The sequence below is a fragment of the Arthrobacter sp. genome (assembly GCF_031988865.1).
GTDB lineage: Bacteria > Actinomycetota > Actinomycetes > Actinomycetales > Micrococcaceae > Arthrobacter_B.
Map to the genome: position 1 here is coordinate 1 of NZ_DALZXY010000072.1, position 7,158 is coordinate 7,158.

At 66.4% G+C, this 7,158-nt stretch carries 9 protein-coding genes and 2 pseudogenes; 2 read left to right on the forward strand and 9 right to left on the reverse strand.

What is annotated here, in order from left to right; genetic code table 11:
* Window positions 1-255: pseudogene (locus tag RTN46_RS12615) on the reverse strand (hypothetical protein); the annotation flags it as partial.
* Between the two features lie 26 nt (window positions 256-281).
* On the reverse strand, window positions 282-590 hold the full coding sequence (locus RTN46_RS12620; protein ID WP_312181843.1) for an EthD family reductase: 309 nt from the start codon (window positions 588-590) through the stop codon (window positions 282-284).
* Window positions 591-769: 179 nt separating this feature from the next.
* Between RTN46_RS12620 and RTN46_RS12625 the strand changes: the two genes are divergently transcribed.
* Together RTN46_RS12625 and RTN46_RS12630 are read left to right on the forward strand one after the other, a co-directional pair.
* Window positions 770-1,999 (forward strand): amidohydrolase, encoded by a 1,230-nt coding sequence (locus tag RTN46_RS12625; RefSeq protein WP_312181844.1) that lies wholly within the window; start codon window positions 770-772, stop codon window positions 1,997-1,999.
* Window positions 2,000-2,095: 96 nt separating this feature from the next.
* Window positions 2,096-3,460: an MFS transporter gene (locus tag RTN46_RS12630; RefSeq protein ID WP_312181845.1), complete on the forward strand. Its 1,365-nt coding sequence runs from the start codon at window positions 2,096-2,098 to the stop codon at window positions 3,458-3,460.
* Window positions 3,461-3,484: 24 nt separating this feature from the next.
* On the opposite strand, the gene RTN46_RS12635 is transcribed toward RTN46_RS12630, so the two are convergent.
* From RTN46_RS12635 to RTN46_RS12665, 7 genes and pseudogenes are all read right to left on the reverse strand, one after another.
* Window positions 3,485-4,273, reverse strand: a complete 789-nt coding sequence (locus tag RTN46_RS12635) for a hypothetical protein (RefSeq protein WP_312181847.1) — start codon at window positions 4,271-4,273, stop codon at window positions 3,485-3,487.
* On the reverse strand, window positions 4,270-4,680 hold the full coding sequence (locus tag RTN46_RS12640) for a DUF1801 domain-containing protein (RefSeq protein WP_312181849.1): 411 nt from the start codon (window positions 4,678-4,680) through the stop codon (window positions 4,270-4,272). Before RTN46_RS12640 ends, RTN46_RS12635 begins: the two co-directional genes overlap by 4 nt.
* A gap of 54 nt (window positions 4,681-4,734) precedes the next feature.
* Window positions 4,735-5,241 carry a hypothetical protein gene (locus tag RTN46_RS12645; RefSeq protein ID WP_312181851.1) on the reverse strand — a complete coding sequence of 169 codons (507 nt, stop codon included), beginning with the start codon at window positions 5,239-5,241 and terminating at the stop codon, window positions 4,735-4,737.
* Window positions 5,238-5,720 carry a 6,7-dimethyl-8-ribityllumazine synthase gene (gene ribH, locus RTN46_RS12650; RefSeq protein WP_312181854.1) on the reverse strand — a complete coding sequence of 161 codons (483 nt, stop codon included), beginning with the start codon at window positions 5,718-5,720 and terminating at the stop codon, window positions 5,238-5,240. The genes RTN46_RS12645 and ribH overlap by 4 nt, the downstream gene beginning before the upstream one ends.
* Before the next feature lie 27 nt (window positions 5,721-5,747).
* On the reverse strand, window positions 5,748-6,395 hold the full coding sequence (gene ribA / locus RTN46_RS12655) for a GTP cyclohydrolase II (protein ID WP_312181856.1): 648 nt from the start codon (window positions 6,393-6,395) through the stop codon (window positions 5,748-5,750).
* The gene (gene ribB, locus RTN46_RS12660) at window positions 6,392-7,033 is read right to left on the reverse strand and encodes a 3,4-dihydroxy-2-butanone-4-phosphate synthase (protein WP_312181858.1); all 642 of its coding nucleotides are present in this window, start codon (window positions 7,031-7,033) and stop codon (window positions 6,392-6,394) included. The genes ribA and ribB overlap by 4 nt, the downstream gene beginning before the upstream one ends.
* Window positions 7,030-7,158, reverse strand: a pseudogene (locus RTN46_RS12665) (riboflavin synthase); the annotation flags it as partial. The gene ribB and the pseudogene RTN46_RS12665, both read right to left, overlap by 4 nt.

Below are 7,158 nucleotides of genomic sequence, written 5' to 3' on the forward strand. Positions count from 1 at the left end.
GACGGTTTCCAGGGCGGCAACGCAGCGGATGACTTCTACCGGGGCAAAATCCGTCGGCACAGACCCGGCCGCCGGCGGCGGTGCTGCCGGCGGCCGGGTCCCCGATGGGGCGATCTGCTCCATAGTGGTGCAGTCGACGGCGTCGGCCAGCTCAGCCACGGGCCGGGGCCCTGCAGGATTTCCGAATGGCTGCCCGCAGGCTGCCATAGTGGTCATGAGCAGCAGCGCTGCCGCGCCGAAAGTGAAGACCCGCACCCGGGCTCGATACCGCCGCATCTGCTTCAATGCGTGTCTTGGATGTCTGAGAACAGGCCGGTGAAAGTAGTCCCCGTGGCAGTGAGCTGACCGATAAAGTCCGCGGCCGCTGCTGTAGCCACAGCGGCTGAGGCATCGTCGTAGGAGTCGAAGTACAGGTCCAGTGTCCGGTAAGCCGGAGTGGGCGTGCCATCTTCTTTGGGCCAGACTTTCCCGGCTTCGTACCGCTGAAGGTTCGGGAGCTGCTTCACGCTTTCTAAGAGGCCCGGATATGCCGTCTCGAAGGCGGCCGGATGGGAAGGGTTGTCGATAATGAACGTGATTTTTGTGGACATGTCGTTCTCCCTGAACGTGGGCTGCGGCGCGGTGCCGGCGACGGCTGAGCAGGACCTTGCTCATTCTCGGGCAGACACCGGGCGCACACCACCGTGGAGCCCGGATCCTTTCGCAGCAGGGAGCCCTTGATGGGAGAATGCAACGCACGCTCTGACTTTTCGGCGACAGGACTCCACCAATGACCGTTATTCTTCGCAACGTCCGCCCCTGGGGCGAAGCAGCATCCGATGTGACGCTCAAGGACGGTGTGATCACCGCCGTTTCGCCCGCCAGGGCGGATGCCGCAATCCCCGATGCAGCCACGCCGGACGCCGCCGACGTCGTCGAAGGTAACGGGCGCATCCTGCTGCCCTCCTTCTCCGACGTCCACGTACACCTGGACTCCACCCGGATCGGCCTGCCGTTCCGCCCGCACACTGGAGCGCCTGGAGTGTGGGGCATGATGATGAACGATCGGCGGAACTGGCGCACCGCGGAGACGTCCGTCGCGGACCGGGCCACGGCCTGCCTTGGTGCGATGATCGAACGCGGGACCACCCGGGTCCGCACCTACGCCCAGGTGGACGTCGACGCCGGACTGGAGCGGTTCGAAGGCGTCCTCGCCGCCCGCGAAACGCACCGGAACCGGGCCGACGTCGAGGTGATCGCCTTCCCTCAGGCGGGTCTGCTGCGTGAAGCGGGCAGCGCTGAGGTGTTGGAGGAAGCGCTCAAACAGGGTGCCGACGTCGTCGGCGGCATCGATCCCTGCTCCCTGGACCGGGACCCTGTCCGGCACCTGGACATCGTTTTCGGGCTCGCCGAGAAGTACAGCGTGCCCGTGGACATTCACCTGCACGAGCCCGATCAGCTGGGCCTGTTCAGCGCCCAGCTGATCCTGGAACGCACCAAAGCGCTGGGCATGCAGGGACTCGTGACCATTTCCCACGGCTACGGGCTGGCTGACCTGCCCGCCAACCAACTGCAGGACCTCATCGAGGAGCTGGCAGCGTTGGACGTCTCCATGGCGACCATCGCTCCGGCCGGACAACCGCTGCCTCTGCAGCAGCTCGCCGCCGCCGGGGTCCGGGTGGGGCTGGGCCAGGACGGGCAGCGGGACTACTGGTCCCCCTACGGGAACGCGGACATGCTGGACCGGACCTGGCAGCTGGCCTTCACCAGCAGGTTCCGGGCCGACGAGCTCATCGAACACTGCGTCGCCGTGGCCACCATCGGCGGAGCCAGCGTCATCACCCCGCAGGCACAGCGGCTCTCCTCAGTCACGGACCGTCCGGGCCTTGCTGTGGGCGACCCCGCTGAGCTCGTCCTGGTGGAAGGCGACACCGTAACTGCCGCAGTGATGGACAAGCTGCCGGGCCGGACCGTTATTCACGCCGGCCAGGTGGTGGCCAACGGCTTGGAGCTGGTCTAGAAGGCACGGGCCCGCCGGCCCCTTACCGGCGGGCACCTGTCCAAACCCGGTGCCGGAGTGCCAGCATGTAGGCAAACCCCGGAAGGACCCCGCGCGATGCCAGACGCAGCCAGCACTCCCGACAAGCGCAGTCTCCTCCTGCTCGTCGCGATCCTGGCGTCCTTCGTCGCGTTCCTCGACGGAACCATCGTCACGGTGGCCCTGCCGGCCATCAGCGCAGAGCTCGGCGGCGGGCTGCCGACCCAGCAGTGGGCGGTCAACGCCTACCTGCTCACCCTGGGGGCGCTGATCCTGCTCGCGGGATCGCTCTCGGATTCCTACGGCAGGCTCCTGGTCCTGCGGATCGGACTCTTCGGCTTCGGGATCGCGTCCCTTGCCTGCGCCCTGGCTTGGAGCCCGGAATTCCTGATCTTTTCCCGCGCCGTCCAGGGCATGGGGGCCGCATTGCTGGTTCCCAGCTCACTGGCATTGATTACGACGGCGTACCAGGATCGTGAGCGGGCCCGCGCCATCGGGACGTGGACCGCGTGGACAGGCACGGCGGCCATCGTCGGTCCGCTGCTGGGCGGCATCCTGGTGGACTGGGTCAGCTGGCGCCTGATTTTTGCTGTCAACGTCCTGCCTGTCGCCATCACGCTTCTCCTGATGACGGGCCTGCAGGAGAGTCCCCGGAACCGGATGCCCCTGGACATTCCCGGCGCCCTCCTCGCCGTCGGCGGCCTGGCCGGAACTGTCTATGCCCTGATCGAACAGGAGCGGCTCGGATGGACGCACCCCGCGGTCATTCTTCCCCTTGCCGCCGGCATCGTGGCCCTGGTCCTGTTCGTGGTTCGCGAGGCGCGCACCCCGGCGCCGATGATGCCGCTCTCCCTGTTCCGGGCCCGTAACTTCCGGTACGGGAATCTGGTGACGGCGGCAGCGTATGCGGCAATCGCCCTTGGCTCCTTTGCGGTGACCGTCTTCGTCCAGGAGTCTGGTGGATTCACGGCCACGGAAGCGGGACTAGCATCACTGCCCATCCCGATCGCCCTGCTCCTGCTCTCGACCTACTTCGGGAACCTGGCCGGCAAATACGGGCCGCGGATCTTCATGACCGCCGGGCCAATTCTCTGCGGGGCCGGATTCCTGCTGATGCTTACCGCGAGCCCGCCACTGAACTTCTGGACCCAACTGCTGCCCGGGCAGCTGCTCTTCAGCTTTGGCCTGGCCGTGACGGTAGCGCCGCTGACCGCGGCCGTGCTCGGCGCTCTCAACGAAACGGACGCTGGTATCGGTTCTGCCGTCAACAACGCCGTGGCCCGTGTTGCCGGGCTCGTGGCGGTTGCCCTGGTCGGCACCATTTCTGCCGGCGCCCTGGACTTTCCGGGCTTCCACCGGACAGTCCTCGCGACGGCCATCCTGTTCATCGCCGGCGGGCTGATCGCCTTCGTGGGTATCCGGACGCCGAAACCGGCGGGCTAGACACACGGCCCTCCCGGCACCGGCTCACAAAAGTTCGGACTCAGGCACCACCCGGACAGACGCCGGGGCGACTTTGGTCCCTGTTTCGTCCATTCCTACGGTGATGTAGACCGGCCGGTTGTAGGCGTCAATCGCGCGCAGCTCGTAGGGACTGAGCCGGGCCTTCCCCTCATTGAGGACCAGCATTCCGGGGCGCTCCACGGCGATGCCATGTTCCTGGACCAGTGATCGGGCAATCCGTTCACCCGCGGCTGCCAGTTTCCGCCTTGCCGTGAGGCCAGTCTTGATAATGATCACCACCGCGGCCATGGTGACGAGGAAAAGGAACATGGATAAAAGTGTCAGGAGATTCTTCGCGGTTCCCTCGGAATTGTCCATGGCAATCCCGGTGAAAACCATGGCAATGACGGGACCGAAAGCCAGTGGAATAAGAAGGAGCATATTCGGAAGCTTGGGCAGCAGGTCCCCGCTCGGCTTCACAGTGGCTCGCGTTTCAGCTCCGAACTCCCGGAGTTTCCCCGCCAACCGCAGATATTCAGCAGTCAGAGCGCCATCCACGGATCCGTTGACGGAAACGTACCGGTCAAAAACGCTGTTATTGCCCGAATTCTGCAACGTCAGGGAAATCCATTCCCGCGCCTCTTCCACTGCCAGGGGCGAGGGATCTGCCTCGAGGCTTGCCGCGTACGCCTCATATTTCCTGCCCAATTCAGGCCCAGGGCGGGCCACAAGTTTCAGCAGCTCCGCGAACCTCTGCATATCGGCGGTCAAAGCAGCTACATCGGGCGTCGCGCGCAATTCGTTTCCGCTCATTCGATTCCAAATCCTTCATGGGCAACCCGCTGATAAGAGTCCCGAACAATCTCTTCGAGCACCCCCAGGTCCACCTTCTCCAGATTCTTGAGATACAGGCAGCTAACACTCGTCGTGTGTTCACCGAGCCGCGCCAACTGCTCCGTGTAGGCACCGGTTCCGTCCGCTAGGTAGATGGTGGAAGCCGGTTTGCGCGGAGAGAATCCCGCCGCCGGAGCGTCCCCTTCCCGGCCGCTGGCGTATTTGTAGTGGTAAGTGCCAAAGCCGATGATCGACGGACCCCACATCGCCGGTTCCTCACCAGTCACCTGCTGCATCAGGCCGAGCAGGGTTTCCGCGTCCCGGCGGCGCACGGCAGGAACCACCGCTTCAACGAAGGCGCCGACGTCGGCCGCTGTCTTTTCCATGCCCCGAGCCTAGCGCGGAGCCCAGCCCCAGAGCGTGAACGCAGCAATGAGGACCTAGGCGCGCGCCTGAACCAGGTTGGCGAACGGCAGCCTGCCGTGGAGCTGGCGGAACTGCTCGTGATAGGCCGCCTGGGCAGCGTTGAGCTCCTCCGGAGGGAGCTCCTTCCAGGCCATCAAAAGCGTCCCGGCACCAGCGAGCTGCCAGATCAGCCGGCCGTCCCAGTGTCCCGGCGGCTTGCCCCGGCCGAAGTCCAGATACTCCTGGATCTGGCGGCGCAGTCCGCGGTTGCCTTTACTTCCTGGGCCGGCCTTCCCAATGAACAGGACGTCCGCATCCTGAACCCACTCGTCCGCAAATACCGCCCGGGACACGGAGGGATTCTTCCGCTTGAACGTGCCGGCGGTGCTTTCGGCGAGGAACACCGGCTCGAACCCAGCGGGCCGCAGCACCGCGAAAATCCCCTGCCGCTGCGGAATCCGGTTGGTCTCCAGGTCCGCGATAGGGCGGAATCCGGTAAATCCGTCCGCCTGAAGTGACTTCTTGTTCAACGGAACGCTCAAACCCCGGCCCCGCGCAGCGCAGCGGCAGTGTTCACGGCAGCGGCGAACGCCTCATACCCCTTGTCCTCCGACGAACCTTCAAGCCCCGCACGGTCCAGCGCCTGATCCTCGGTGTCGCAGGTCAGCACGCCGAAGCCAACCGGCGTCCCGGTCCGCACACTCACGGAAGTCAGTCCCTGGGTCGCCGACGAGCACACGTAGTCAAAATGCGGGGTCCCGCCGCGGATCACGACGCCGAGGGCAACCACGGCGTCAAAGTGCGGTGCCAGCCGGGCGGCAGCCACCGACAGCTCGAACGTGCCCGGCACCCGCACCACCTTCGGCCCCAGACCGGCGTCGGACGCTGCCCGCAGGGCGCCGGCGAGGAGCCCGTCCATCACTTCCGTGTGCCAGCTGGCGGCAATCACCGCCACCTTGAAATCAAGGCCCTGGGCCTTGATGCTGCTGACGTCGTTATCGGGGGCGCCGTGTCCGCTCATATCCGTTGTCCTTAGGTTGGTGAAGAGTTAGCTCTGCTGCACGGGACTGGCCCGCAGCAGGTTGAGGTGATGGTTCATCCGGTCCCTCTTGGTCTGCAGGTACCGCTCGTTTTCGGCGCGGGCTGGGACTTCGGAGGGCACCATGGCTTCAACGTGCACACCGTAGACCTCGAGCCGGTCCCGCTTGGCCGGGTTATTCGTCAGCAGGCGGATCCGGTCCAGGCCCAGCTGGAGCAGGATCTCCGCCGCCGCCTGGTAGTCGCGGGCGTCCACCGGCAGGCCGAGCTGTTCGTTGGCCTCCACCGTGTCCGCGCCCGCTTCCTGCAGGGCGTAGGCGCGGAGTTTGTTGGCCAGGCCAATCCCCCGCCCTTCCTGCCCGCGCAGGTACAGCACGGTGCCGCCGTGCAGGCTGATCAGCGCCAGGGCCTGTTCCAGCTGTTCACCGCAGTCGCAGCGGAACGAGCCCAGCACGTCACCGGTCAGACATTCGGAATGCAGCCGGACCAGCGGCGCGGCAGACTCGGCGTCGGGGTCCGTGCCGGCGGCGGAGATCCCCAGATGTTCCACGCCGGTCCGGGTATCGGTCCACGTCCGGACGGCAAAGTCACCGAACTCGGTGGGCAGCCGGACCTCGGGTCCGGGGATCAGAGGCGCCGGAGCGCCGGGGCCGTTCATCGGGCTCCTCCCGCCGCTGCGCCCTGGTGGGCATCGAGGTGCGCCACGAGGTCTTCGATCGAGACCAGCATCAGGCCGTGCCTGTCGGCGAAATTCCGCAGGGCCGGCAGCCGCATCATGGCGCCGTCGTCGTGGACCAGTTCGGCGATCACGCCGACGGGCGCGCAGCCGGCCAGCCGGGCCAGCTCCACGGCGGCTTCGGTGTGCCCGCGGCGGGCGCGGACACCGCCGTCGTGCGCCCGCAGCGGAAAGATATGCCCTGGCCGGTGCAGGTCAGCGGCCACGGACGAAGGATCCGCCAGCACCCGGGACGTCAGCGCCCGGTCGGCGGCGCTGATCCCGGTGCTGGTGCCCACGGCGGCGTCGCAGGAGACGGTGTAGGCGGTGCCCTTGGCGTCTTCGTTGACGGCGGTCATCGGCGGCAGGAGCAGCCGGTCCGTGTAGCTGCCCGGCAGCGGAACGCACACGACGCCGGAGGTGTGCCGGATGGTAAAGCCCATCAGTTCGGCCGTGGCGTGCTGGGCAGCGAAGATGATGTCGCCTTCGTTTTCGCGGTCTTCGTCGTCCACGACGACGACGGCCCGGCCGGCAGCGATGGCCTCCACGGCGGCGGCAACGGAATCCAGGCGCACGGTCATGATCCCTCCCCGGCCGGAATGGTTGAGGAGGGAGCAACGGCGAAGGCCAGCAGCCGTTCAGCGTATTTCGCCAGCACGTCCACCTCCAGGTTGACCCGGCCGCCGGTTGCCAGCGCACCGAGTCC

Bases quoted from the DNA above. Each gene is read 5' to 3' on its own strand.
- ribH (WP_312181854.1), bottom strand. From the start codon at position 5,720: ATGAGCGGACACGGCGCCCCCGATAACGACGTCAGCAGCATCAAGGCC.
- ribB (WP_312181858.1), bottom strand. From the start codon at position 7,033: ATGACCGTGCGCCTGGATTCCGTTGCCGCCGCCGTGGAGGCCATCGCT.
- RTN46_RS12630 (WP_312181845.1), top strand. From the start codon at position 2,096: ATGCCAGACGCAGCCAGCACTCCCGACAAGCGCAGTCTCCTCCTGCTC.
- RTN46_RS12620 (WP_312181843.1), bottom strand. From the start codon at position 590: ATGTCCACAAAAATCACGTTCATTATCGACAACCCTTCCCATCCGGCC.
- ribA (WP_312181856.1), bottom strand. From the start codon at position 6,395: ATGAACGGCCCCGGCGCTCCGGCGCCTCTGATCCCCGGACCCGAGGTC.
- RTN46_RS12640 (WP_312181849.1), bottom strand. From the start codon at position 4,680: ATGGAAAAGACAGCGGCCGACGTCGGCGCCTTCGTTGAAGCGGTGGTT.
- RTN46_RS12635 (WP_312181847.1), bottom strand. From the start codon at position 4,273: ATGAGCGGAAACGAATTGCGCGCGACGCCCGATGTAGCTGCTTTGACC.
- RTN46_RS12625 (WP_312181844.1), top strand. From the start codon at position 770: ATGACCGTTATTCTTCGCAACGTCCGCCCCTGGGGCGAAGCAGCATCC.